The sequence below is a fragment of the Pseudomonas sp. F1_0610 genome (assembly GCF_047470865.1).
Lineage (GTDB): Bacteria > Pseudomonadota > Gammaproteobacteria > Pseudomonadales > Pseudomonadaceae > JAZDRH01.
Genome location: NZ_JAZDRH010000030.1, coordinates 1 through 26,347, shown reverse-complemented (window position 1 = coordinate 26,347; position 26,347 = coordinate 1). Strand labels below are relative to the sequence as shown.

The window sequence follows — 26,347 nt, the reverse complement described above, 5'->3', positions numbered from 1 at the left end:
TAAGTACGTTTCGTACTTTGACTTACCAGCTAGCTTTCACTAAACCAGGTACGTCACCACGCATTGCAGCTTCACGTAGTTTGTTACGGCCAAGACCGAACTTACGGTAAACACCATGTGGACGACCAGTGATACGGCAGCGATTGCGTAAGCGAGCTGCGCTTGCATCACGTGGTTGTTTTTGTAGTGCAACCTGTGCATTCCAACGCTCTTCAGCGCTAGAGTTCGGATTGGCGATAACAGCCTTGAGCGCAGCACGTTTTTCAGCGTACTTAGCTACCGTTAGTTGACGTTTCAACTCGCGGTTTTTCATACTCATTTTAGCCATAATGCTAACCCTTAGTTACGGAACGGGAATTTGAAAGCACGCAATAAAGCAGCGCCTTCAGCATCGTTACGCGCTGTAGTGGTTAGCGTAATATCTAAACCACGTAGTGCGTCGATTTTGTCGTAGTCGATCTCAGGGAAGATGATCTGCTCTTTCACACCCATGCTGTAGTTACCACGACCGTCGAATGATTTTGCATTCAAGCCGCGGAAGTCACGTACACGTGGTAGTGCGATAGAAAGTAGACGGTCCAAGAACTCGTACATACGATCGTTACGTAATGTTACTTTCACACCAATCGGCCAACCATCACGGATTTTAAAACCCGCGATTGATTTGCGTGCATAGGTAACCACTACTTTTTGACCAGTGATTTTTTCTAAGTCAGCAACAGCGTTGTCGATAATTTTCTTATCGGCAACTGCTTCACCTAGACCCATGTTTAGGGTGATTTTAGTGATACGAGGAACTTCCATCACATTCTCTAAGTTAAGCTCTTGCTTAAGCTGAGGTGCGATTTCTTTCCGGTATAAATCTTTTAATCGTGCCATGGTTATTACCTACCTATTCTCAAGCGCCAACCGGCTTCTGGGTGGACTTGAAGACACGAATCTTTTTACCGTCTTCAACTTTAAAACCAACACGATCAGCTTTGTTAGTTTCTGGGTTGAAGATTGCAACGTTAGATACGTGCAATGGCGCTTCTTTCTCGACGATACCGCCTTGTGCTCCAAGCATTGGATTAGGCTTAGTGTGGCGCTTAACTTTGTTAAGACCTTCCACAACTACGCGGTTGTCATCCAATACACGGATAACATTACCGGTTTTACCTTTGTCCTTGCCAGCAATGACTACGACTTTGTCGTTACGACGAATCTTTTGCATGCGGCTACTCCTTAAAGCACTTCTGGAGCTAGAGACACGATCTTCATGAATTTATCACCACGAAGTTCACGTGTAACTGGCCCGAAGATACGGGTACCGATTGGCTCTTGCTTGGCGTTCAACAGAACAGCAGCATTGCCATCGAAACGAATGATAGAACCGTCTGGACGACGTACACCATGACGGGTACGTACAACTACAGCGGTCATAACCTGGCCCTTTTTCACTTTGCCGCGCGGAATTGCTTCCTTAACGGTAACTTTAATAATGTCACCGATGCCAGCATAGCGGCGGTGTGAACCGCCTAGGACTTTGATACACATTACACGACGCGCGCCACTGTTATCGGCCACATCGAGCATTGATTGAGTCTGAATCATATAATTTCTCCGACCCTAGCCCTTAAACCGCTTCAGCGCGCTCTACGATTTCAACTAGAGCCCATGCCTTGGTTTTTGCTACTGGACGAGTTTCACGGATAGTGACTTTGTCGCCAATACGGCATTGGTTAGTTTCATCGTGTGCGTGCAGTTTGGTAGAACGCTTTACATATTTACCGTAGATTGGATGCTTAACGCGACGCTCAATCAATACGGTGATTGTTTTGTCCATTTTATCGCTAACAACACGACCGGTTAGCGTACGGACAACTTTCTGTACTTCAGCCATGATTAGTTACCTGCTTTCTGCTTGAGCACAGTTTTCACGCGAGCGATGTCGCGTTTAACTTGTAGCAACAAGTGAGTCTGTGACAATTGGCCAGTTGCTTTTTGCATACGCAAATTGAACTGATCACGCAGCAGGTCAAGCAATTGCTCATTCAGCTGCTCTACTGATTTTTCACGAAGTTCGGTAGCTTTCATCACATCACCGTCCGTTTAACAAAGGATGTGGCGACTGGCAGCTTAGCTGCTGCAAGTGCAAACGCCTCGCGCGCCAATTCTTCTGACACACCCTCAATTTCGTACAGAACTTTGCCCGGCTGAATTTGGGCAACCCAGTACTCAACTGAACCTTTACCTTTACCCATACGAACTTCTAATGGTTTTTTGGTAATTGGCTTGTCTGGGAACACACGGATCCAGATTTTACCGCCACGTTTAACGTGACGAGTTAGAGCACGACGTGCTGCTTCAATCTGACGTGCAGTGAGTCGGCCACGGCCAGTTGCTTTTAAAGCATACTCGCCGAAGCTTACTTTGCTACCGCGATGGGCCAAGCCACGGTTGTGGCCTGTCATCATTTTGCGGAACTTCGTACGCTTAGGTTGTAACATGGTGCGTACTCCTTATCGCGCGGCTTTTTTACGAGCAGGTGCAACAGGTTTTAGCTCTTCATGCTGGCCACCAATGACCTCGCCTTTGAAGATCCAAACCTTAACACCGATCACACCATAAGTAGTGTGCGCTTCGTAGGTTGCATAATCGATATCAGCGCGTAGCGTGTGTAAAGGTACACGACCTTCGCGATACCACTCAGAACGTGCGATTTCAGCACCACCAAGACGACCACCAACTTGGATTTTGATGCCTTTAGCACCAAGACGCATTGTGCTTTGCACGGCACGCTTCATAGCGCGACGGAACATTACACGGCGTTCAAGTTGTTGAGCAACACCTTGAGCTACAAGCATTGCGTCGAGTTCCGGCTTGCGGATCTCTTCAATATTGATGTGCACAGGCACACCCATTTTCTTGGTCAGGTCCTGACGCAGTTTCTCTACATCCTCACCTTTTTTCCCAATAACGATACCAGGACGTGCAGTGTGGATTGTAATGCGTGCAGTTTGAGCCGGACGAGCAATGTCGATACGGCTAACGGACGCGCTTTTTAATTTGTCTTGTAGATACGCACGTACTTCAAGATCAGCATTCAGATAATCCGCATATTGTTTGCGGTCTGCATACCAAACTGACGTGTGATCTTTGACGATTCCCAGGCGGATGCCAACGGGATGTACTTTCTGACCCATCTGATCAACTCCGTTACTTGTCGGCAACTTTGACAGTGATATGACAAGACCGTTTAATGATGCGATCTGCACGGCCTTTAGCACGTGGCATAATACGCTTCATAGAACGTCCTTCGTTAACAAAGACTGTAGATACGTGTAAATCATCGATATCTGCGCCTTCGTTATGCTCGGCGTTCGCAACGGCTGACTCCAACACTTTCTTAATAATTTCAGCGGCTTTTTTGCTGCTAAAAGTTAATAAGTTTAGTGCTTCGCCCACTTTCTTACCGCGAATTTGATCAGCAACCAAACGTGCTTTTTGGGCAGAAATACGAGCGCCAGATAATTTAGCGGCAACTTCCATCTCTAATTCCTCTTAGCGTTTGGCTTTCTTGTCTGCAGCGTGACCTTTATAGGTACGTGTTGCAGCAAATTCGCCTAGTTTGTGGCCTACCATGTCTTCGTTCACCAGAACAGGAACATGTTGACGACCGTTATGTACTGCGATGGTTAAACCAACCATCTGCGGTAGAATGATAGAGCGGCGCGACCAAGTTTTAACTGGCTTGCGATCGTTCTTTTCTACCGCAACTTCGATCTTTTTCAAAAGGTGAAGATCGATAAAAGGACCTTTTTTCAGTGAACGTGGCACTTTAATATCCTCTAATTACTTGCGGCGATGAACAATCATGCTAGTTGTACGCTTGTTGGTACGAGTCTTAGCACCTTTAGTTGGTTTACCCCATGGAGACACAGGATGACGACCACCAGAGGTACGACCCTCACCACCACCGTGCGGGTGATCAACAGGGTTCATGGCAGCACCACGAACTGTTGGACGCACACCGATCCAGCGTTTGGCACCAGCTTTACCCAATGAACGCAAGAAGTGTTCATGGTTTGATACTTCGCCTAGTGTAGCGCGGCACTCAGATAATACTTTACGCATTTCACCTGAACGTAAACGAACAGTCACGTAAGCACCATCACGAGCTACTAGCTGCGCAGAGGCACCTGCAGAACGTGCAATTTGAGCACCTTTACCTGGTTTTAGTTCGATACCATGAATGGTAGAACCCACAGGGATGTTACGCAGTGGCAAGCTGTTACCAGCTTTAATCGGTGCATGTGCACCTGACATTAGTTGCTCACCTGCTTTAACACCTTTAGGCGCAATAATATAGCGACGCTCACCGTCTGCATATTTCAGCAAAGCGATGTGTGCAGTGCGGTTTGGATCATATTCAATACGCTCAACGATCGCTGGAATGCCATCTTTATTGCGACGAAAATCTACCAAACGGTAATGTTGTTTATGACCACCACCCACGTGACGTGTAGTGATACGGCCATTATTGTTACGACCACCAGTTTTGGATTTCTTTTCCAATAGTGGTGCGTAAGGAGCGCCTTTATGAAGACCCTCTGTGACTACGCGGACGACGAAACGACGACCAGCAGAAGTCGGTTTGCATTTAACGATTGCCATGATGCACCCCTACCTTACTCAGCACTGCTGGTGAAATCGAGATCTTGGCCTGGCTCAAGCGCAATATACGCTTTCTTCCAGTCATTACGCTTGCCTAAACCGCGAGCAGTACGCTTAGTTTTACCGTTAACATTAACAGTAGAAACTTTAGCTACTTTCACTTCGAACAGTTGTTCAACAGCGTGCTTGATTTCCAGCTTAGTTGCATCTACTGCAACTTTGAATACGAACTGACCTTTACCATCCGCCAGCATAGTGGCCTTCTCAGAGATGTGAGGGCCAAGTAGCACTTTAAATACGCGTTCCTGGTTCATCCCAACAGCTCCTCGAATTTCTTAACCGCTGACACAGTCATTAAAACTTTGTCATATGCGATTAGGCTTACTGGATCAGTTGCTTGTGTGTCACGCACGTCTACGAAAGGTAGGTTGCGAGCAGCAAGGTACAGGTTTTGTTCGATTGTTTCTGAAACAATCAATACATCCTGTAGATCCAAAGCATTCAGCTTAGCAAGTAGTTCTTTAGTTTTCGGGGCATCAACAGTGATGTCTTCAACAATCACTAAACGCTCTTGGCGTACTAATTCACCAAGGATAGAACGCATCGCAGCGCGATACATTTTTTTGTTTAGTTTTTGTGAGTGATCTTGTGGACGCGCTGCGAAAGTAGTGCCACCCGCACGCCATATAGGGCTACGGATACTACCAGCACGTGCACGACCAGTGCCTTTTTGACGCCAAGGCTTTCTACCGCCACCAGAAACTTCTGAGCGATTTTTTTGCTTTTTGCTACCTTGACGACCTGCTGCCATATAAGCAACAACGGCCTGGTGAACTAGAGTTTCATTGAACTCAGCACCGAAGGTACGCTCACAGACGTCAATTGCCTGTGCGCCATTTACATTTAATTGCATTTCGGCATTCCCCCTTAACCGCGAGCCTTGACTGCCGGACGTACAATCACATCGCTACCAGTAGCACCAGGAACAGCGCCTTTGATTAACAATAGATTACGTTCTGCATCAACACGCACTACTTCTAGGGACTGAACAGTCACGCGCTCATCGCCCATATGACCAGTCATTTTTTTGCCCTTGAATACGCGACCTGGAGTTTGGCACTGACCAATAGAACCAGGAACACGGTGAGATACTGAGTTACCGTGCGTATTATCTTGACCGCGGAAGTTCCAGCGCTTAATGGTACCGGCATAGCCTTTACCTTTAGATTGGCCAGTAACGTCTACTAGCTGACCTGCTGCAAAAATATCCGCAGCAATCATATCACCAGCTTGGTAGTCGCCTTCTTCTAGACGGAATTCTACTACTTTGCGACCAGCTTGAACGCTAGCCTTGGCGAAGTGACCTGCTTGTGGCTTAGTTACACGTGAAGCACGACGCTCACCTACAGTAACTTGCACAGCGCGATAACCATCGCTTTCTTCTGATTTAAATTGTGTTACACGATTCGGTTCGACTTCAATTACAGTCACCGGAATCGAAACACCATCTTCGGTGAAAACACGGGTCATACCGCATTTACGACCGACTACACCAATAGTCATTCTTAATAACCTCATGAGTGTACGGGGCTTTCACCCGCTATGGCCGCCCATTTCAGAGCGTTACACGGCGTAAACCGTTATGGTTTAGCCGAGGCTGATCTGCACTTCCACACCGGCCGCAAGATCTAACTTCATAAGCGCATCAACAGTTTTATCTGTTGGTTGAACAATGTCCAATACGCGTTTATGAGTGCGAATTTCGTATTGATCACGCGCGTCTTTGTTTACGTGCGGAGATACCAATACGGTAAAACGCTCTTTGCGAGTAGGTAATGGAATAGGACCACGCACCTGAGCACCAGTACGTTTCGCAGTTTCTACGATTTCCTGGGTTGATTGATCGATCAGGCGATGGTCAAAAGCCTTCAACCGGATACGAATTTGTTGATTTTGCATTTTGACCTCAGTCTCCTAGTTTTCCTCACCTTGCAGAATAAGCAAGGTAAAAGGAGGCGCAAAGTTTAATCGCGCCATACCTGCATGTCAACTACAAACACAAAAAGCCCCCGACAAGCGGGGGCTTTTTGCATACATCAGCGATTAAGCGATGATTTTCGCAACAACGCCCGCACCTACAGTGCGACCGCCTTCACGAATAGCGAAACGTAAGCCGTCTTCCATCGCGATAGGTGCGATTAGAGTAACAACCATTTTTACGTTATCGCCAGGCATAACCATTTCAACGCCTTCTGGTAATTCGCAAGAACCAGTTACGTCAGTAGTACGGAAGTAGAACTGTGGACGGTAGCCTTTAAAGAATGGAGTGTGACGACCACCTTCATCTTTAGACAATACGTACACTTCTGCTTCGAACTTAGTGTGCGGCTTGATAGTACCTGGTTTAGCAAGTACTTGACCACGCTCAACGTCTTCACGCTTAGTACCACGTAGTAGAACACCAACGTTCTCACCAGCACGGCCTTCATCTAGAAGCTTGCGGAACATCTCAACGCCAGTACAAGTTGTTTTCGCAGTATCTTTGATACCAACGATTTCAATCTCTTCACCAACTTTAACGATACCACGCTCAACACGACCAGTTACCACAGTACCACGGCCAGAGATTGAGAATACGTCTTCGATTGGCATCAAGAATGATTGGTCGATAGCACGAACTGGCTCAGGGATGTAAGCGTCTAGAGTTTCTACTAGCGTTTTAACCGCAGTAGTTCCAAGACCTTTATCATCTTCACCGTTTAGTGCCATTAGCGCAGAACCTACGATGATTGGAGTGTCGTCACCTGGGAACTCATAAGTGTTCAATAGGTCACGAACTTCCATTTCAACTAGCTCTAACAACTCTTCGTCGTCAACCATATCTGCTTTGTTTAGGAATACCACGATGTATGGTACACCTACTTGGCGAGATAGTAGGATGTGCTCACGCGTTTGCGGCATAGGGCCGTCAGCTGCAGAGCAAACTAGAATAGCGCCGTCCATCTGAGCAGCACCAGTAATCATGTTTTTCACGTAGTCGGCGTGACCTGGGCAGTCAACGTGCGCGTAGTGACGAGTCGGAGAATCGTACTCTACGTGAGAAGTGTTAATGGTGATACCACGTGCTTTTTCTTCTGGAGCGTTGTCGATTTGGTCGTAGCCTTTAGAGCTACCTTTACTACCAAATACTTCAGCACATACACGTGTTAGAGCCGCAGTTAGAGTGGTTTTACCATGGTCAACGTGACCAATGGTACCAACGTTCAAGTGCGGTTTACTACGTTCAAATTTTTCCTTAGCCACGATATGTAACCTCTTACTTAATTAGGCAGGATCAACCTTGTTTTACAATAGCTTCAGCGATATTTGATGGCGCTTCAGCGTACTTAGAGAACTCCATGGAGTAGCTCGCGCGACCTTGTGACATTGAGCGAACGTCGGTAGCGTAACCAAACATCTCGCCTAATGGAACTTCGGCGCGAATAATTTTACCTGATGGGCTGTCATCCATACCTTGGATTAAGCCACGACGACGGTTTAGGTCGCCCATCACGTCACCCATGTAGTCTTCTGGTGTTACCACTTCGACTTTCATAACAGGCTCAAGCAATACAGCGCCGCCCTTTTGAGCGAGTTGCTTGGTTGCCATAGAAGCGGCGATCTTAAACGCCATCTCGTTAGAGTCAACATCGTGGTAGGAACCGTCAAACACGGCCGCTTTTAGACCGATGAGCGGATAACCGGCAACAATACCGTTTTTCATCTGCTCTTCGATACCTTTTTGCACTGCTGGGATATATTCTTTTGGAATAACACCACCAACAACTTCGTTTTTAAACTCAAGACCTTCTTGGCCTTCGTCTGCTGGCTCAAAGCGAATCCAGCAATGACCGAATTGACCACGACCACCTGATTGACGAACAAATTTACCTTCGATTTCACAAGTGTTACGAATAGTCTCACGGTATGCCACTTGTGGCTTACCAATATTCGCTTCAACATTGAACTCGCGGCGCATACGGTCAACTAGTACATCAAGGTGAAGCTCACCCATACCAGAAATAATAGTTTGACCTGTTTCTTCATCAGTATTCACACGGAATGAAGGGTCTTCTTGTGCTAGACGACTTAGCGCAATACCCATTTTCTCTTGGTCAGCCTTAGTTTTAGGCTCAACTGCTACAGAGATAACTGGCTCTGGGAAGTCCATACGCTCAAGAATGATTGGCGCATCAAGTGCACACAGGGTTTCACCTGTAGTTACATCTTTCATACCAATCAGTGCAGCGATGTCACCAGCGCGCACTTCTTTAATTTCTTGGCGATCGTTAGCATGCATCTGCACCATACGACCTACACGCTCTTTTTTACCCTTAACAGAGTTAAGAACGCTATCGCCAGACTCAAGCACACCTGAGTACACACGAACGAAGGTTAGGTTACCCACGAATGGGTCAGTTGCAATTTTGAACGCCAACGCTGAGAACGGAACATCATCAGATGATTCACGCTCATCAACACGCTCTTCGTCATCCGGATGCACACCTTTAATCGCTGGAATTTCGTCCGGCGCTGGAAGGTAGTCAATCACGGCGTCAAGCACTAATGGAACACCTTTGTTTTTGAAAGATGAGCCACACACTGCCGGTACGATCTCGCAGTTAATAGTACGTAGACGAAGACCTTTTTTGATATCTTCAACAGATAATTCACCTTCTTCAAGGTATTTATCCATTAGCTCTTCATTAGCCTCTGCCGCAGCTTCAACTAGTTGAGCACGAAAATCTTCACAATCTGCTAACATTTCCGCTGGAATTTCTTCTTCGCGGAAAGTCATACCTTTGTCATCTTCGTTCCAGTAGTAAGCTTTCATGCCGATCAAATCAACTTGACCAACAAAGTTTTCTTCTGAACCGATAGGTAACTGCAAGGCAACTGGAGTATGACCTAAACGTTTTTTGATTTGGCCTAATACGCGTTTAAAATCAGCACCTTGGCGGTCTAATTTATTTACGTAAACGATACGAGGCACACCGTATTTATTCGCTTGACGCCATACAGTTTCAGACTGAGGTTCAACACCAGAAGAACCACAGAATACAACAACTGCACCGTCCAGAACGCGTAGAGAACGCTCAACTTCAATAGTGAAGTCAACGTGACCTGGGGTGTCAATTACGTTAATACGATATTTGTCGTATTGTTTAGCAGAGCCCTGCCAGAAGGCAGTTACCGCAGCTGACGTAATAGTGATACCGCGCTCTTGCTCTTGCTCCATCCAGTCAGTAGTAGACGCACCATCATGGGTTTCACCCATTTTGTGGTTTACACCTGTGTAGAACAAAATACGTTCTGTGGTAGTTGTTTTACCAGCATCAACGTGAGCACAGATACCGATATTACGGTAGCGGTTAAGTTTTGTAGTACGAGCCACGATAAGTTCCTCGCTAGATTAGAAGCGGTAGTGCGAGAATGCTTTGTTAGCTTCCGCCATACGGTGCACGTCTTCACGCTTCTTAACTGCTGCGCCTTTGCCTTCAGAGGCATCTAGCAATTCACCAGCCAAACGTAAAGCCATAGATTTTTCACCACGCTTACGCGCAGCTTCCACTAACCAACGCATGGCTAGTGCATTACGGCGAGATGGGCGCACTTCAACAGGAACTTGGTACGTAGCACCACCTACACGGCGGGACTTCACTTCGACCAGCGGAGCGATGGCATCTAGTGCTTTTTCGAAGAGTTCCAAAGGTTCACTGTTTTTGCGCTCTTTAACTGCATCTAGAGCACCGTAAACAATACGTTCGGCAACGGATTTTTTACCGCTTTCCATAACGTGGTTCATAAATTTTGCCAGAATCTGACTTCCGTATTTTGGATCGTCTAGAATCTCACGCTTTGCAGCGACGCGACGTCTTGGCATTGATAAGCCCTCAAACGGTCTTCAGGTAGCTCAGGACAGATAGTTATCGCCTGACCTTACTCTTATCGACTCGATATTAAAAAATAATTACAACTATTTAGGACGCTTAGCACCGTATTTAGAACGGCCTTGCTTGCGATCCTTAACGCCAGAAGTATCTAACGCACCACGAACGGTGTGATAACGCACACCTGGTAAGTCTTTTACACGACCACCGCGAATTAAAACTACGCTGTGCTCTTGTAAGTTATGACCTTCACCACCGATGTACGATGCTACTTCAAAGCCGTTAGTTAAACGAACACGACATACTTTACGTAATGCAGAGTTCGGTTTTTTAGGCGTAGTAGTATATACACGAGTACATACTCCACGGCGCTGTGGGCAGTTTTGTAACGCAGGAACGTCGCTTTTTTCTACGACGCGCTTACGTGACGAACGCACCAGCTGGTTAATTGTTGCCATCTATAGCTCCACTGTTGTCTTTCGACATAAACAAAATGGCCAAGCGGAAATCGCCCAGCCAATTTTTAGGGTACAAGATTTTAATTATACTTGTACGCCTGGTCAAGACCATCAGGACGCTATTGCGTCCTAATGACTGTTTAGTTAGCAGAATTTAATGCTTCACTCAGTGCTGCTTCAACATCACTTGCGCTCACTTGCATTGGTTGTTCAACCTCTGCTTTACGCTTACGCTCTGCGTGATATGCCAAACCTGTACCTGCTGGAATTAGACGACCTACTACTACGTTTTCTTTCAAACCACGTAGGTAATCGCGTTTTCCTGTTACTGCTGCTTCGGTAAGAACACGTGTTGTTTCTTGGAACGATGCTGCAGAAATGAAGGATTCGGTAGACAAAGAAGCTTTTGTAATACCTAGCAATACGCGCTCGTATTTTGCTGGGAAGCGATCTTTTGCTGCCTGTGCTTCGTTTTCTTCAAGCACTTGTGTTAATTCAACCTGATCACCTTTGATCAAGTTAGTGTCGCCTGCATCAAGAACATCAACTTTCCGCAACATTTGACGCAAAATAGTTTCAATGTGCTTGTCGTTAATCTTCACGCCTTGGAGACGGTAAACTTCTTGAATCTCAGTTACAATGTAACGTGCTAACGCACCCACACCTAAAAGACGCAAGATGTCATGCGGATTGCTAGGACCGTCAGAGATTACCTCACCACGGTTTACTTGCTCCCCTTCGAACACGTTGAGATGACGCCATTTATGGATCAATTCTTCGTATGGTTCGCTACCGTCAGTTGGTGTAATCACCAAGCGACGTTTACCTTTAGTTTCTTTACCAAATGAAATGGTACCACTAACTTCCGCCAAGATGGCCGCTTCTTTTGGACGACGCGCTTCAAATAAGTCCGCAACCCGTGGTAAACCACCGGTAATATCGCGTGTTTTTGAAGTTTCTTGTGGAATACGTGCTACAACATCACCCACATTAATGGTGTCGCCGTCATTGAGGTTAACCAATGCATGTGAAGGTAAGAAGTATTGCGCAGTGACATCTGTGCCTGGTAATAATAAATCATTACCTTTGGCATCTACCAACTTAATCGCTGGGCGGATGTCTTTACCTGCGGCTGGACGATCTTTTGGATCTAATACTTCAATGTGGTTTAGACCTGTTAGTTCGTCCGTTTGGCGTTTAATGGTAATACCATCTTCCATGCCAACGAAGCGCACAGTACCTGTAGTTTCAGTTACGATTGGGTGCGTATGCGGATCCCATTTCGCAACGATTTCACCTGGCGCAACAGCATCACCTTCGTGTACAGAAATAACTGCACCATATGGTAATTTGTAGCGTTCACGCTCACGGCCAAACTCATCAGCAATGGCTAACTCACCTGAACGCGATACAGCGACTAGCTTGTTATCTTTGTTCACTACGTGTTTTAGGTTCAAGAGACGAACAGTGCCGCCATTTTTCACTTGAACATTATCTACTGCCGAAGAAGCTGCTGCCGCACCACCAATGTGGAAGGTACGCATGGTTAACTGGGTACCTGGCTCACCAATTGATTGAGCTGCAATAACACCAATGGCTTCACCCATGTTCACTAAATGACCACGAGCCAGGTCGCGACCATAACAGCTTGCGCAAATACCATGACGCGTTTCACAGGTAATTACTGAGCGTACTACTACTTCATCGATTTTGCTGGATTCAATGAACTCAACCCATTTTTCATCAATGAGCGTTCCCGCAGGAATTAATACATCATCGCCAGCTGGATTTAATACATCTTGAGCAATTACACGGCCCAATACGCGTTCACCCAATGGTTCAACTACGTCACCGCCTTCAATATTTGGCGTCATGGTAATACCACGATCTGTGCCGCAATCAACTTCAGTAACTACGAGGTCTTGCGCAACATCTACTAGACGACGAGTTAAGTAACCCGAGTTTGCTGTTTTCAATGCCGTATCAGCCAAACCTTTACGCGCACCGTGGGTTGAAATGAAGTACTGTAATACGTTCAAACCTTCACGGAAGTTAGCGGTAATTGGCGTCTCAATAATAGAGCCGTCTGGTTTAGCCATCAAACCACGCATACCAGCTAGCTGACGAATCTGTGCTGCAGAGCCCCGCGCACCTGAGTCAGCCATCATATACATTGAGTTAAATGACTCTTGCTCAACTTCGTTTCCATCACGGTCAATCACTTTCTCTTTAGAAAGGTTGGCCATCATTTTTTTAGAAACTTCGTCGTTCGCCTTGGACCAAAGGTCGATTACTTTGTTGTACTTCTCGCCCTGAGTTACTAGACCTGAAGCATATTGCTTTTCGATCTCTTTCACTTCTTCGATAGCGTGATCGATGATGGTAGTTTTTTCTGCTGGAATAACGAAGTCGTTTACACCAATAGAAACACCAGACAAGGTTGAGAAGGCAAAACCTGTGTACATTAATTGGTCAGCAAAGATGACTGTATCTTTTAAACCAACTGTACGGTAGCACTTGTTAATCAGACCAGAGATGGCTTTCTTTTTCATTGTTTGGTTAACAACATCAAAGGATAAGCCTTTTGGTACGATTTGGAATAACAAAGCACGCCCAACTGTTGTATCAACGATACGAACATTCTCAGTAATTTCGCCGCTATCACGATCCTTCACGAATTCATGAACGCGCACTTTTACTTTGGCGTGTAAAGAAGCTTCACCTGCACGATAAACGCGGTCAACTTCTTGTAAATCAGCGAACACACGATTCTCGCCTTTGGCATTAATCGCTTCACGTGTCATGTAGTACAGACCCAATACAACGTCTTGCGAAGGTACGATGATTGGTTCACCGTTCGCTGGAGACAACACGTTGTTGGTTGACATCATTAACGCACGTGCTTCTAACTGTGCTTCCAAAGTTAAAGGTACGTGTACCGCCATTTGGTCACCGTCAAAGTCCGCGTTATACGCCGCACAGACTAATGGGTGCAATTGAATGGCTTTACCTTCGATCAATACTGGCTCAAACGCTTGAATACCCAAACGGTGCAGCGTTGGCGCACGGTTAAGCAATACTGGATGTTCACGAATCACATCTGCTAAAACGTCCCATACTTCTGGCAGCTCACGCTCAACCATTTTCTTGGCCGCTTTAATAGTAGTCGCAAGGCCACGCTGCTCTAGTTTGCCAAAAATAAATGGTTTGAATAATTCAAGCGCCATTTTTTTAGGCAAGCCGCACTGATGCAAACGTAGTGCTGGACCTACTGTAATTACCGAACGACCCGAGTAGTCAACACGTTTACCAAGAAGGTTTTGACGGAAACGACCTTGTTTACCTTTGATCATATCTGCCAAAGATTTTAGAGGACGTTTGTTGCTACCTGTAATCGCACGACCACGACGACCGTTATCTAATAACGCATCAACAGACTCTTGTAACATACGTTTTTCGTTACGTACGATGATGTCTGGAGCTGAAAGCTCTAGAAGGCGTTTTAGACGGTTATTACGGTTAATAACACGACGATATAAGTCGTTTAAGTCAGAGGTTGCGAAACGGCCGCCATCCAGTGGAACTAGCGGACGCAAATCCGGTGGTAACACTGGTAATACCGTTAAAATCATCCACTCTGGCTTATTGCCTGAGCCATGGAAGGCTTCCATTAGCTTTAAGCGCTTAGACAGTTTTTTGATTTTGGTTTCTGAGTTGGTTTGCGGAATTTCTTCACGCAGACGCTCTACTTCATAGTCCAAATCAATTTGCATTAAAAGCTCACGGATAGCTTCAGCGCCCATGCGCGCGTCAAACTCGTCACCGTGCTCTTCTAAGGCATTGTAGTACTCTTCGTCGTTTAATAACTGGTATTTCTCCAATGGAGTCATTCCAGGATCAACAACAACATAGCTCTCAAAATACAATACGCGCTCGATATCACGTAGCGTCATATCCAATAACAAGCCAATGCGACTTGGTAGAGATTTTAAGAACCAAATGTGTGCCACAGGAGAAGCCAATTCGATATGAGCCATACGCTCACGACGAACTTTAGATAGTGCAACTTCTACACCACACTTCTCACAAATAACACCGCGATGCTTTAAGCGTTTGTACTTACCGCACAAGCACTCATAGTCTTTTACTGGGCCGAAAATTTTGGCACAGAAAAGACCGTCGCGCTCTGGCTTGAACGTACGGTAGTTAATGGTTTCCGGCTTTTTAACTTCGCCGAATGACCACGAGCGAATCATCTCTGGTGACGCAAGCGAAATCTTAATCGCGTCAAACTCTTCGAGCGGGCTCTGGTTTTTCAACAGATTTAATAAATCTTTCAAGGCCTTTCTCCTGACGGAGCGTAGAGCAGCAGTCTTACTACTGCTCAATTACGCACGCGGGTTATTCGGATTCCAATTCGATATCAATGCCCAGAGAGCGAATTTCTTTGATCAACACGTTGAAGGACTCAGGCATGCCTGCTTCCATACGGTGATCGCCATCCACAATGTTTTTATACATTTTGGTACGGCCATTCACATCATCCGACTTAACAGTAAGCATTTCTTGCAAGGTATATGCAGCACCATAAGCTTCAAGTGCCCACACTTCCATCTCACCGAAGCGCTGACCACCGAATTGAGCCTTACCGCCCAACGGTTGTTGTGTTACTAAGCTGTACGAACCTGTAGAACGAGCATGCATCTTATCGTCTACTAAGTGGTTCAGTTTGAGCATGTACATATAGCCAACTGTGGTATGACGCTCAAAAGCGTTACCTGTACGGCCATCATAAAGCTGCATTTGACCACTATCTGGTAGATCAGCTAAGCGCAACATTGCTTTAATTTCTGGCTCTTCTGCACCATCAAATACTGGTGTAGCCATAGGCACACCTGCTTTTAGGTTATTTGCCAGATCCATAATTTCTTGATCGTTTAGCACGTCAAGGTCAACGCGATCTTCTTCAGCGCCACCTACTACGTTATAAACTTCATTTAAGAAAGTACGAATATCTGCAATTTTGCGTTGCTCGTCTAGCATGCGATTGATCTTTTCGCCTAGACCGCGCGCTGCTAAGCCTAAGTGAGTTTCTAAGATCTGCCCCACGTTCATACGTGAAGGTACACCTAGCGGGTTCAATACGATATCAACAGGCACACCGTGCTCATCATGCGGCATATCTTCTACTGGCATGATTACAGACACAACACCCTTGTTACCATGACGACCAGCCATCTTATCACCCGGCTGGATGCGACGACGGATAGCTAAGTATACTTTGACAATTTTTAGTACGCCTGGCGCAAGATCATCGCCTTGCTGTAGCTTACGTTTTTTGTCTTCAAACTTTTCATCTAGCAGTTTGCGGCGATCAACGAGATAAGCTTGCGCTTTTTCTAATTGCTCATTTAACGCATCATCTGCCATACGCAGTTTCCACCAGTAGGAATGCTCTAGCTCATCTAGCATTTCGTTACTGATCACTGTACCTTTTTTCAGACCTGCTCCACCTTCAACAGTGGCGCCGACTAAGTGTGCACGTAAACGTTCAAAGGTTGCACCTTCAACAATACGGAACTCTTCGTTTAAGTCTTTACGAATGGCATCTAATTGTGATTTTTCAATCGCTAACGCACGTGAGTCACGCTCAACACCATCACGAGTGAATACTTGAACGTCAATAACAGTACCTTTAGTACCTGTAGGCACACGTAACGAAGTATCTTTCACATCACTGGCTTTTTCACCGAAGATAGCACGTAGTAGCTTTTCTTCTGGCGTTAGCTGAGTTTCACCTTTTGGCGTTACTTTACCAACTAGAATATCGCCTGCTTCAACCTCAGCACCTACATAAACAACACCTGCTTCATCCAGCTTATTCAGCGCTGCCTCACCTACGTTAGGGATGTCAGCGGTGATTTCTTCTGCACCAAGCTTAGTATCACGTGATACACAGGTGAGCTCTTGAATGTGAATAGTGGTGAAACGGTCTTCTTGTACAACACGCTCTGATAATAAAATCGAGTCTTCGAAGTTAAAACCATTCCATGGCATAAAGGCCACGCGCATGTTTTGACCTAATGCCAATTCACCCATATCGGTTGAAGGGCCATCAGCCATGATATCGCCACGAGCAACCACGTCACCTTTTTTCACCAACGGACGCTGGTTAATACAAGTGTTCTGGTTTGAACGTGTGTATTTTGTCAGGTTGTAGATATCTACACCCGCTTCACCTGTTTCAACTTCAGTGTCATGCACACGAACCACGATACGGCTTGCATCAACAGACTCAATCACACCACCACGACGGGCAACTTCACATACACCAGAGTCGCGCGCCACATAGCGCTCCATACCTGTACCTACTAACGGCTTATCCGAACGTAGGGTGGGTACAGCTTGGCGTTGCATGTTTGATCCCATCAATGCACGGTTAGCATCGTCGTGCTCTAAGAACGGAATCAAGGAAGCAGCAACCGAAACAACTTGTTTCGGTGAAACATCCATTAAAGTTACATCTTCTGGTGCTTTTACCGTAAACTCGTTCAAGTAACGAACAGTTACTAGCTCGTCAATCAATTGACTATCGGCATTCATAGCAGCTGAAGCCTGTGCAATAACATGCTCAGTTTCTTCAATTGCTGACAAGTAGACGATCTCGTCAGTGACACGCCCTTCTTTAACAACACGGTACGGACTTTCTAAGAAGCCATATTCGTTAGTACGAGCATAGGTTGCTAACGAGTTAATCAAACCAATGTTTGGACCTTCAGGCGTTTCAATTGGACATACACGACCATAGTGAGTCGGGTGTACGTCACGCACTTCGAAGCCGGCGCGCTCACGTGTCAAACCACCTGGGCCAAGCGCAGAAACACGACGTTTGTGGGTAATTTCAGACAGCGGGTTGTTTTGGTCCATAAACTGAGAAAGCTGGCTAGAACCGAAGAACTCTTTAACTGCCGCCGCTACAGGCTTGGCATTAATTAAGTCTTGCGGCATTAAGCCTTCACTTTCTGCCATGGATAGACGTTCTTTAACCGCACGCTCAACGCGAACTAAACCAACACGGAATTGGTTTTCAGCCATCTCGCCAACACAGCGCACACGACGGTTACCTAAGTGGTCAATATCATCAACGATGCCTTTACCGTTACGAATATTCACTAAGGTTTTTAATACGTCAACGATGTCTTCTTTGCTTAATACGCCAGGACCAACAATTTCGCTGCGACCTAGACGACGGTTGAACTTCATGCGACCTACTGCAGATAAGTCATAGCGATCCGCACTGAAGAACAGATTATTAAACAAAGTTTCAGCCGCTTCTTTGGTTGGCGGCTCACCTGGACGCATCATGCGGTAAATTTCAACCAAAGCATCAAGCTGAGACTTAGTAGTATCAACTTTTAATGTGTCTGAAATAAATGGTCCGCAATCAATATCGTTAGTGTATAGCGTTTCAATACGAACAACCTGAGCTTGGGCTACCTTAGCCAAGCTTTCAACAGTTAATTCCGTATTACAGTCAACCAGAATCTCACCTGTTGCAGGATGCACAATAGGCTTAGCTGTAGTGCAGCCTACTACGTATTCAACGGGTACAGCTAGTTTGCTAATACCGGCTTTCTCTAATTGTTTAATATGACGGGCAGTAATACGGCGACCCTGTTCAACAAGGATATTGCCTTCGTCATCTTTAATATCAAAAGCCGCAACTTCACCACGCAAACGTGCAGGCACGAGCTCAAGCTCAAAGCCTTGGTCGCTTGATAGGTGGAAAACATTAGTATCATAGAACATTTCTAGCACTTGCTCAGTGCTATAGTCCAATGCACGCAACAGAACAGATGCAGGAAGCTTACGGCGACGATCAATACGCACAAACACGCAGTCTTTTGGGTCAAACTCAAAGTCTAACCAAGAGCCACGGTAAGGAATTACTCGTGCAGAATACAATAGCTTACCTGAGCTGTGCGTTTTACCACGATCGTGATCATAGAATACGCCAGGTGAGCGATGTAACTGGGATACGATGACCCGTTCAGTACCATTAATTACAAAAGTACCGTTATCAGTCATTAATGGGATCTCTCCCATATAAACTTCTTGCTCTTTGATATCTTTAATCGGCTTGCCAGAAGATTCACGATCAAAAATAATCAAACGCACTTTCACACGCAAAGGTGCTGCGTAAGTAATGCCGCGTAAAGTACATTCCTTAACATCAAAGGCTGGCTCACCTAAACGATAGCCAACATACTCAAGGGCAGCGTTGCCCGAGTAACTCATGATAGGAAAGACAGACTTAAATGCCGCGTGCAGGCCTATATCGCGGAACTGCTCCTTGCTCACGCCAGCCTGCAGGAATTCACGGTAAGAGTCTAATTGGATTGCCAATAAGTACGGCACATCCATTACGTTCTGCAGCTTGCTAAAGTCCTTGCGGATACGTTTTTTCTCAGTGTATGAGTAAGCCATCAGCGTTCCCCAGCTTGGTCACCTGCATTGTGGGCTTTGCCTACATGGCAAACCCTAAAAAATAGTGCAAACTTAGGTTTGCGACCCAATAAAGGGTAATTTATTTCCATTCTGATTTAAGCATCTATGAACGGAAAAAGGCCGGTGACAAAAGCCACCAGCCTACAGCCTTTTGCTTAAGCAGCTAGGGCTGTCATGCAAAAATCAAACTTATTTAAGCTCGACTTTAGCACCTGCTTCTTCCAATGCTTTCTTAGCTGCTTCAGCTTCTTCTTTAGCAACGTCTTCTTTAACTACAGCAGGAGCACCGTCAACTACTGCTTTAGCTTCTTTCAAGCCAAGACCAGTGATTTCACGAACTGCTTTAATTACGTTTACTTTTTTGTCGCCAGCTTCAACTAAGTGGATAGTGAACTCAGTTTGTTCAGCCGCTGCTTCAACAGCAGCCGCAGGACCTGCAGCTACAGCAGCAGCAGCGGTCACACCGAATTTTTCTTCCATTGCAGAGATTAATTCAACAACTTGCATTACTGACATTTCAGCAATTGCGTCTAGGATTTGTTCGTTAGTAAGAGCCATGACTCTATTTCCTGTAATTAGTAACGGCTAAATGCCGTTAAATTCAAAATAAAAATCTTCAAAAAGCCAGCAAGTGCTATTAAGCTGCTTGTTGTTCTTTTTGGTCGCGAACCGCTGCCAGAGTACGAGCAAGCTTGCTTGTTGCGCCTTGGATAACGCTCATCAGTTTTGCAATCGCTTCGTCGTAAGTTGGCAAGCTTGCCAATACGTCGATCTGGTTGGCTGCAATAAAATTGCCTTCAAAAGCAGCGCCTTTGATCTCGAACTTGTCTTGACCTTTTGCGAACTCTTTGAAAATACGAGCAGCTGCGCCCGGATGTTCATTAGAGAAAGCAATCAAGGTAGGACCAGTGAATGTCTCAGCTAGAGTAGCAAACTCAGTGCCCTCTACTGCACGACGTAACAGTGTGTTACGTACTACACGTACATAAACACCTGCTTCACGAGCCTCTTTACGCAGTCCGGTCATAGCGCCTACTGTCACACCGCGAGCATCAGCTACAACGGCAGACAGAGCAACTTTGGCAGCCTCGTTGACTTCAGCGACAATGGCTTTCTTGTCTTCGAGTTTAATTGCCACGGGTACACTCCTGCTTAATCATAATCGTTCATTACTGAACGCGTTTTGGTGTCTTGACACAATGTCCGGAGCACCATCTACGTAGGTTGATTGCTCAATTAAGACCACTGTCACCTACGGTCTTGGACGACCCCCGCTAAGCAGGGACCCCAAAAAAAGAGCCACCTAGCTTTCACTAGATGGCAAAAGCTATTAGAAGCTTAGTGAGCCAGCGTCAATTAATAGACCAGGACCCATAGTGCTGCTTAAAGTGATACGCTTAATGTATACACCTTTAGAGCTGGCTGGTTTTAAACGACGTAGTTCAGCAACTAGCGCTTCAACGTTTTCTTTCAACTTAGTAGCATCAAAATCAACTTGACCTACTGAAGTGTGAATAATACCGTTTTTGTCAGTACGGAAACGTGCTTGACCTGCTTTAGCGTTTTTCACCGCTGTAGCAACGTCTGGCGTTACAGTGCCAACTTTTGGGTTAGGCATTAAACCACGTGGGCCTAACACTTGACCTAATTGACCTACTACACGCATTGCATCAGGAGAAGCAATAACTACGTCATAGTTTAAGTCGCCTGCTTTCATTTCAGCAGCTAAGTCATCCATACCCACTTTGTCAGCACCGGCTGCTAAAGCAGCTTCTGCATTGTTAGTGAATACAGCAACACGTACAGTTTTACCCGTACCGTGTGGTAGAACAGTTGCACCACGAACCACTTGGTCTGATTTACGTGGATCAACACCTAGGTTGATAGCAACATCTACAGATTCTTTAAACTTAACAGTAGAAAGCTCTGCTAATAATTTAGCGGCATCTTCAAAAGCGTAAGCTTTACCTGCTTCTACTTTCTCAATGATTGCTTTTTGACGTTTTGTTAACTTAGACATTATACGCCCTCCACGTTCAAGCCCATGCTACGAGCAGAGCCTGCAATAGTGCGAACAGCGGCATCTAAGTCAGCTGCAGTCAAGTCCGCTTGTTTCGCCTTAACGATCTCTTCTAACTGAGCACGAGTTACTGTACCCACTTTTTGAGTATTAGGACGAGCAGAACCTGATGCTACACCAGCAGCTTTCTTCAATAATACAGCGGCAGGTGTACTTTTGGTTTCAAAAGTAAAACTACGGTCGCTATATACAGTAATAATTACTGGAGTTGGAAGACCAGGCTCTATGCCTTGAGTCTTAGCGTTAAACGCTTTACAGAACTCCATAATATTTACACCATGCTGACCCAGTGCAGGACCAACTGGTGGCGAAGGGTTGGCTTGACCAGCCTTCACTTGCAGCTTGATATAAGCTTGAATTTTTTTAGCCATTTTTCACTCCAATTTGGGTAAACGCCTTACGGCTCCCCTACAAATTCGCCTTCTGACGAAAAAGCCCCGCAGCCTTTAGGCTACAGGGCAAGGGTTCGACATATATCAGATAACTTTTTCTACCTGACCGAACTCTAATTCTACTGGTGTTGAGCGCCCAAAAATCAGCACTGCAACATGAACTCGACTTTTCTCGTAGTTCACTTCTTCAACTACACCATTAAAGTCTGCAAATGGACCATCGGTTACACGAACAGTCTCACCTGGCTCAAATAATGTTTTTGGTTTTGGTTTATCTTCACTATCTGCAACACGGCGAAGGATAGCCTCTGCCTCACGCTCAGTAATAGGCGCTGGCTTATCAGGACGACCACCAATAAAACCCATAACACGAGGTGTTTCTTTGACCAAGTGCCATACGTCATCTTCCATCGGATGCTCAGCTTGAATTAAAACATAGCCTGGAAAAAACTTACGTTCGCTTTTGCGCTTTTGACCGTCGCGCATTTCAACGACTTCTTCGGTTGGAACAATAATCTCACCGAATCTTTCTTCCATACCAGCTATTTTAACTCGCTCAATCAGCGAGCGCATCACGTGCTTTTCATAGCCTGAGTAGGCATGCACAACGTACCAACGTTTAGCCACGGAGCACCTTTACCCTACAATTATGGAAATGAGCCACCCAAACAGGGAATCTAAGGCCCACAAAATTAATGCCATCACCATAACGAAAACAACCACAATCAATGTGGTTTGAATTGTTTCTTGGCGACTAGGCCATACAACCTTACGAATTTCAGCGCGAGACTCTTTAGCGAACTGAGCGAACTTACGTCCTTTAGCCGTCTGCAACACCACAAAGCCAGCAACAAGCGCAATAACTACAATAGCGATAGCACGAAAAATAACTGGTTCTGAGGAAAAATAGTAATTACCTACTACAGCAGCAATAGCCAACAAGACAACTACAGACCACTTTAATCCGTCTGCGCGGGGTTCTTGAGTCTCTACATTTGCTTTCATGAATCAGAATCCCGAAAATTGCCAACCTTCCCCATTGAAAGTTGGCAGGCCAGGAGGGAATCGAACCCCCAACCTACGGTTTTGGAGACCGTCGCTCTGCCAATTGAGCTACTGGCCTGTAGCTTGATCAGGTCGGCAACTATACAGACCTAGAACTCAATAAGCAACTCCTTGTAGTATTTTTTTTACTTACCGCACAAACACATAGCAAAAAAATCGGAGTATCGCTTTTAAACTACAGCTTTGGTTTTCTCAGCTTTAGATACAAAAAAAGCAGCCATTAGCTGCTTTTATTTGTGGAGCTCATGACCAGAGTTGAACTGGTGACCTCACCCTTACCAAGGGTGTGCTCTACCAACTGAGCTACATGAGCATATCCCTTGACAAACTGCAAACTTGGAGCGGGTAGCGGGAATCGAACCCGCATCATCAGCTTGGAAGGCTGAGGTTCTACCACTAAACTATACCCGCAAGTGCAACTTGCTTTAAAACTGGTGGAGGGAGAAGGATTCGAACCTTCGAAGTCATAGACGTCAGATTTACAGTCTGATCCCTTTGGCCGCTCGGGAACCCCTCCGTTGTGGGTGCGCATAATGTACTTTTTTTTAAACCCTGTCAACACATTTATTTGAAATTCTTAGTTTTTTTATTTTTTCTAGTCTTAACGAAGGTTACTGAGGCATTTCTTGCCTATAGCGCATCAACGGAAAATCACTGGTCAACTCTGTCATTAATGATTCATCAATTAATCGCTCACTGCGCGAGTTAACCGCAAGCCAATAGGTCTTTTGTTTGCGCTCAACTTCTTTAATTTCAGCCGTATAGCCTAAATTAGCGAGCTTTTGCACTAAATCCTTAGCCATATCCATAGTATCTAGCATAGATAAAGAGATACCGTTTTGCATATCCCCTTGATTAATAAGATAAGCCTGGATTTGACGTGCTTTTAATTCTTTTAATTGCCGCACAGCTACCGAACGCGAGACTAGAGGGGGCATATATACCCAATAATCCACTCCATCCACTTCTTCAACCACAACCTCTTTTACATCAATATCTAAACTAAGCAAGCGCTGTGACAAACTATCTATCAATGCCGGATCAGAAAAACCACCTAGCAATAATGTTAGATTAATTTTTGCTTGGACAGAATCAAGCGTTTTAGTTTGACTATTCGTTGCATTAGCAACCTCAATATTGGCAACCCCAGCTGGGTTTAAAACAGAGGGAAGTTGCTGCACATGCACACTGGGCTGCTGCTGTTCCCAGACAAAATACAGTGCATTAAGCACTATTAAAACCAAGAAAACCCAGCGCATATTAATTACTCAAAAGGACAGGCCAAGGCCAAACCATCAAAGACAAGATCATTAGCCACGTGCACATCCTCAAAAAGGTCAATAATCATTTGTCCATCTCCACCTGCAACAAAGACATGAAAGCGCTCACCGAGATTACGCTTAGCAATATGTTTCTGCTCCTCAACAAAGCCACGGATCATAAGATACAATCCTTGCTCAACACCACTTATTGTGCTGAGTTGTGGATTAATAGCACCTAATGCAGGCATATTATCGGGGCTATAGCGAATCCGCTGTGTTTTAGAGCACAGAGAGGCCCTCATCAACTCCACGCCAGGCACAATAAAGCCTCCCAGATGCTGCCCCGTAGCATCAACGTAATCTGCTGTTAATGCTGTTCCAAAATCAAAGATCAAAGCCGGCTCATGGTATTTTTGATAAGCTGCAACGACAGCTAACCAGCGATCCATGCCAAGTGTTTTATAATCACTATAGCCATTGGTTACACCTAGAAGTTGCTTTTGTGGTTTTGCACACTCAACATGGCCAATCCATGCTTTTAATCCAACAATCAACGCTTGAGTCGCTTCTCCAGACCAAACACTAACCACGCGACAACGTTGCACCTGCCCTTCAAACAAAGGCTGTAGGCCACTCATAATTTCCTGCAAAGTCACCAAAGAGCCTCGCTGAATAACAGCCCCATCTTGCAAGAGGCGCCATTTTATTCGCGTATTACCACAATCTAATTCAAGAATCATCAGACAACCTCAAGCTGACTTCGCCACCACTAAAACACTGTTCTCTCTCATCGACCAGGAGACGCAAAGCACCTGTGCTGTCAACTCCTAAAATAGTACCTTCTATTTGATTAGCAACAGTGGAAATTACACCCGCTTTACCTTGCCATACATGAGCCGCTTCCCATTCATGTTTAAAAGCAGAAAAACCCTGTTCAGCATGCGTTCTCAAACAGTCTTCAAGTTCGCGATATAAAACAATAGCTAACTCATTTCGATTAATGGCAGCACCACAAATATTACGTAAAGAAGTCCACTCTTGTGAGATATCATGCTCTTTATCCGTTGACATATTGACGTTGACACCAATACCAATCACCACATGGCAACGATCTGCAGGATCACCAACCAACTCTAACAAAATACCTGATAATTTGGCGCCATTATGCAAAATATCATTAGGCCACTTTAACCCAACATGCTCAATTTGTAGCTTCTTTAACGCTCTAAGTAGCGCTACTCCAACCACTAGACTCAAGCCTTCTAGGCGCGACAGATTACCCTGCAAAGGCCAAGCCACTGAGAAATACAAATTTTGCGCCAAAGGGCTAACCCAAGTTCGTCCACGGCGCCCTTTTCCAGCTAATTGTTTTTCTGTTAATACTAAAAAAGGTGCTAGTGTGGTTTTTAATAAACGGGTTACCTCAGCATTTGTAGAGTCAACTTCATCATAGACTAGCACAGGAATATCCAGTGCCTGTTCTATTTCTGCTTGATTGAGCAAGAAGTTTTTTTCCAAACAGCGATACCCCTTGCCTTTGATACGATCTATTTTAAGCCCTTGATCATGCTCAAGCTGCTCAATTCGCTTCCAGACTGCTGCTCGTGAAATACCAAGAGCCTCTCCTAAGCTTTCACCTGAATGGAACTGACCGTCATTTAGTAAATTCAAAACCTTGAGCATTAGCCTTACCTATAAACAACTAGCTAGCTATTGTATAAGCTTTGGGTCAATAATTAAAAATATCATTTAGCCCAAAGCAAAAATGAGGAAACTATTATTAATAAACTTTAAAAAGAGCGCCAAGCAAATTTAAGCTGCACTTAACAATCTCTTCTAATGACTCTCAAATCTAGCCCCAGGCAGCTCAGCATAACTTAGCTTTTTATTTAGCTTAAAATAGTGCGCACAAGTAGAATAACCAAACGAAAGACTAGCTTGCTAAGTACAGGCTTAAGCACTGAGTGTCCGAGCACAAAGGCAAGCAAAGCCTAGG

The 26,347-nt window shown here is 45.3% G+C and carries 30 protein-coding genes and 4 tRNA genes; all 34 read right to left on the bottom strand.

Annotated features, from left to right (window positions below; translation table 11 throughout):
* Nucleotides 1-22: 22 nt before the first annotated feature.
* Complete coding sequence (rpsN, locus tag VQ643_RS13885) at nucleotides 23-328, bottom strand: 30S ribosomal protein S14 (RefSeq protein WP_414200493.1); 306 nt, start codon at nucleotides 326-328, stop codon at nucleotides 23-25.
* An 11-nt stretch (nucleotides 329-339) separates the two neighbouring features.
* A complete protein-coding gene (gene rplE / locus VQ643_RS13880; RefSeq protein WP_414200491.1) occupies nucleotides 340-879 on the bottom strand; it encodes a 50S ribosomal protein L5 in 540 nt (179 codons plus the stop codon).
* A 19-nt stretch (nucleotides 880-898) separates the two neighbouring features.
* Complete coding sequence (rplX, locus tag VQ643_RS13875; protein ID WP_414200489.1) at nucleotides 899-1,213, bottom strand: 50S ribosomal protein L24; 315 nt, start codon at nucleotides 1,211-1,213, stop codon at nucleotides 899-901.
* 11 nt (nucleotides 1,214-1,224) lie between these two features.
* Nucleotides 1,225-1,593: a 50S ribosomal protein L14 gene (gene rplN / locus VQ643_RS13870; protein ID WP_414200487.1), complete on the bottom strand. Its 369-nt coding sequence runs from the start codon at nucleotides 1,591-1,593 to the stop codon at nucleotides 1,225-1,227.
* A 22-nt stretch (nucleotides 1,594-1,615) separates the two neighbouring features.
* Nucleotides 1,616-1,882, bottom strand: a complete 267-nt coding sequence (rpsQ, locus tag VQ643_RS13865; protein WP_414200485.1) for a 30S ribosomal protein S17 — start codon at nucleotides 1,880-1,882, stop codon at nucleotides 1,616-1,618.
* A 2-nt stretch (nucleotides 1,883-1,884) separates the two neighbouring features.
* Complete coding sequence (rpmC, locus tag VQ643_RS13860) at nucleotides 1,885-2,076, bottom strand: 50S ribosomal protein L29 (RefSeq protein ID WP_414200483.1); 192 nt, start codon at nucleotides 2,074-2,076, stop codon at nucleotides 1,885-1,887.
* Nucleotides 2,076-2,489 carry a 50S ribosomal protein L16 gene (rplP, locus tag VQ643_RS13855; RefSeq protein ID WP_414200481.1) on the bottom strand — a complete coding sequence of 138 codons (414 nt, stop codon included), beginning with the start codon at nucleotides 2,487-2,489 and terminating at the stop codon, nucleotides 2,076-2,078. The genes rpmC and rplP overlap by 1 nt, the downstream gene beginning before the upstream one ends.
* A gap of 12 nt (nucleotides 2,490-2,501) precedes the next feature.
* Nucleotides 2,502-3,185 (bottom strand): 30S ribosomal protein S3, encoded by a 684-nt coding sequence (rpsC, locus tag VQ643_RS13850; protein ID WP_414200479.1) that lies wholly within the window; start codon nucleotides 3,183-3,185, stop codon nucleotides 2,502-2,504.
* 13 nt (nucleotides 3,186-3,198) lie between these two features.
* Nucleotides 3,199-3,531 (bottom strand): 50S ribosomal protein L22, encoded by a 333-nt coding sequence (gene rplV, locus VQ643_RS13845; protein WP_414200477.1) that lies wholly within the window; start codon nucleotides 3,529-3,531, stop codon nucleotides 3,199-3,201.
* A 12-nt stretch (nucleotides 3,532-3,543) separates the two neighbouring features.
* Entirely contained in the window at nucleotides 3,544-3,819 is a 276-nt protein-coding gene (gene rpsS / locus VQ643_RS13840; protein WP_414200475.1) for a 30S ribosomal protein S19, read from the bottom strand.
* A gap of 15 nt (nucleotides 3,820-3,834) precedes the next feature.
* Entirely contained in the window at nucleotides 3,835-4,656 is an 822-nt protein-coding gene (gene rplB / locus VQ643_RS13835) for a 50S ribosomal protein L2 (RefSeq protein WP_414200473.1), read from the bottom strand.
* Nucleotides 4,657-4,670: 14 nt separating this feature from the next.
* A complete protein-coding gene (gene rplW / locus VQ643_RS13830) occupies nucleotides 4,671-4,970 on the bottom strand; it encodes a 50S ribosomal protein L23 (protein WP_414200471.1) in 300 nt (99 codons plus the stop codon).
* Nucleotides 4,967-5,569, bottom strand: coding sequence for a 50S ribosomal protein L4 (gene rplD / locus VQ643_RS13825; protein ID WP_414200469.1), 603 nt, complete (start codon nucleotides 5,567-5,569; stop codon nucleotides 4,967-4,969). Before rplD ends, rplW begins: the two co-directional genes overlap by 4 nt.
* Nucleotides 5,570-5,583: 14 nt before the next feature.
* Complete coding sequence (gene rplC / locus VQ643_RS13820) at nucleotides 5,584-6,219, bottom strand: 50S ribosomal protein L3 (RefSeq protein WP_414200467.1); 636 nt, start codon at nucleotides 6,217-6,219, stop codon at nucleotides 5,584-5,586.
* A gap of 84 nt (nucleotides 6,220-6,303) precedes the next feature.
* Nucleotides 6,304-6,615: a 30S ribosomal protein S10 gene (rpsJ, locus tag VQ643_RS13815; protein ID WP_003186070.1), complete on the bottom strand. Its 312-nt coding sequence runs from the start codon at nucleotides 6,613-6,615 to the stop codon at nucleotides 6,304-6,306.
* A 144-nt stretch (nucleotides 6,616-6,759) separates the two neighbouring features.
* Complete coding sequence (tuf, locus tag VQ643_RS13810; RefSeq protein WP_414200465.1) at nucleotides 6,760-7,959, bottom strand: elongation factor Tu; 1,200 nt, start codon at nucleotides 7,957-7,959, stop codon at nucleotides 6,760-6,762.
* A gap of 31 nt (nucleotides 7,960-7,990) precedes the next feature.
* A complete protein-coding gene (gene fusA, locus VQ643_RS13805; RefSeq protein WP_414200463.1) occupies nucleotides 7,991-10,090 on the bottom strand; it encodes an elongation factor G in 2,100 nt (699 codons plus the stop codon).
* Between the two features lie 18 nt (nucleotides 10,091-10,108).
* Nucleotides 10,109-10,579 carry a 30S ribosomal protein S7 gene (rpsG, locus tag VQ643_RS13800; protein ID WP_414200461.1) on the bottom strand — a complete coding sequence of 157 codons (471 nt, stop codon included), beginning with the start codon at nucleotides 10,577-10,579 and terminating at the stop codon, nucleotides 10,109-10,111.
* A gap of 93 nt (nucleotides 10,580-10,672) precedes the next feature.
* Entirely contained in the window at nucleotides 10,673-11,044 is a 372-nt protein-coding gene (rpsL, locus tag VQ643_RS13795; protein WP_414200459.1) for a 30S ribosomal protein S12, read from the bottom strand.
* Between the two features lie 140 nt (nucleotides 11,045-11,184).
* Entirely contained in the window at nucleotides 11,185-15,384 is a 4,200-nt protein-coding gene (rpoC, locus tag VQ643_RS13790; protein WP_414200457.1) for a DNA-directed RNA polymerase subunit beta', read from the bottom strand.
* Nucleotides 15,385-15,445: 61 nt separating this feature from the next.
* The gene (rpoB, locus tag VQ643_RS13785; protein WP_414200455.1) at nucleotides 15,446-19,531 is read right to left on the bottom strand and encodes a DNA-directed RNA polymerase subunit beta; all 4,086 of its coding nucleotides are present in this window, start codon (nucleotides 19,529-19,531) and stop codon (nucleotides 15,446-15,448) included.
* 210 nt (nucleotides 19,532-19,741) lie between these two features.
* Entirely contained in the window at nucleotides 19,742-20,110 is a 369-nt protein-coding gene (gene rplL, locus VQ643_RS13780) for a 50S ribosomal protein L7/L12 (protein WP_414200453.1), read from the bottom strand.
* 79 nt (nucleotides 20,111-20,189) lie between these two features.
* On the bottom strand, nucleotides 20,190-20,690 hold the full coding sequence (rplJ, locus tag VQ643_RS13775; protein WP_414200451.1) for a 50S ribosomal protein L10: 501 nt from the start codon (nucleotides 20,688-20,690) through the stop codon (nucleotides 20,190-20,192).
* A gap of 192 nt (nucleotides 20,691-20,882) precedes the next feature.
* Nucleotides 20,883-21,572 carry a 50S ribosomal protein L1 gene (rplA, locus tag VQ643_RS13770; protein ID WP_414200449.1) on the bottom strand — a complete coding sequence of 230 codons (690 nt, stop codon included), beginning with the start codon at nucleotides 21,570-21,572 and terminating at the stop codon, nucleotides 20,883-20,885.
* Complete coding sequence (rplK, locus tag VQ643_RS13765; protein WP_414200448.1) at nucleotides 21,572-22,003, bottom strand: 50S ribosomal protein L11; 432 nt, start codon at nucleotides 22,001-22,003, stop codon at nucleotides 21,572-21,574. Before rplK ends, rplA begins: the two co-directional genes overlap by 1 nt.
* 105 nt (nucleotides 22,004-22,108) lie before the next feature.
* Nucleotides 22,109-22,651, bottom strand: coding sequence for a transcription termination/antitermination protein NusG (gene nusG / locus VQ643_RS13760; protein ID WP_414200446.1), 543 nt, complete (start codon nucleotides 22,649-22,651; stop codon nucleotides 22,109-22,111).
* A gap of 9 nt (nucleotides 22,652-22,660) precedes the next feature.
* Nucleotides 22,661-23,029 (bottom strand): preprotein translocase subunit SecE, encoded by a 369-nt coding sequence (secE, locus tag VQ643_RS13755; protein ID WP_414200444.1) that lies wholly within the window; start codon nucleotides 23,027-23,029, stop codon nucleotides 22,661-22,663.
* Between the two features lie 42 nt (nucleotides 23,030-23,071).
* A tRNA-Trp gene (locus tag VQ643_RS13750) sits at nucleotides 23,072-23,147 on the bottom strand.
* 179 nt (nucleotides 23,148-23,326) lie between these two features.
* Nucleotides 23,327-23,402: transfer RNA gene (locus VQ643_RS13745), tRNA-Thr, on the bottom strand.
* A gap of 24 nt (nucleotides 23,403-23,426) precedes the next feature.
* A tRNA-Gly gene (locus tag VQ643_RS13740) sits at nucleotides 23,427-23,500 on the bottom strand.
* 21 nt (nucleotides 23,501-23,521) lie between these two features.
* Nucleotides 23,522-23,606: transfer RNA gene (locus tag VQ643_RS13735), tRNA-Tyr, on the bottom strand.
* Nucleotides 23,607-23,700: 94 nt separating this feature from the next.
* Nucleotides 23,701-24,348, bottom strand: coding sequence for an SPOR domain-containing protein (locus tag VQ643_RS13730; protein ID WP_414200442.1), 648 nt, complete (start codon nucleotides 24,346-24,348; stop codon nucleotides 23,701-23,703).
* A 5-nt stretch (nucleotides 24,349-24,353) separates the two neighbouring features.
* Entirely contained in the window at nucleotides 24,354-25,091 is a 738-nt protein-coding gene (locus VQ643_RS13725; RefSeq protein ID WP_414200440.1) for a type III pantothenate kinase, read from the bottom strand.
* Nucleotides 25,081-26,034 carry a bifunctional biotin--[acetyl-CoA-carboxylase] ligase/biotin operon repressor BirA gene (gene birA / locus VQ643_RS13720; RefSeq protein ID WP_414200438.1) on the bottom strand — a complete coding sequence of 318 codons (954 nt, stop codon included), beginning with the start codon at nucleotides 26,032-26,034 and terminating at the stop codon, nucleotides 25,081-25,083. Before birA ends, VQ643_RS13725 begins: the two co-directional genes overlap by 11 nt.
* Between the last annotated feature and the right edge of the window lie 313 nt (nucleotides 26,035-26,347).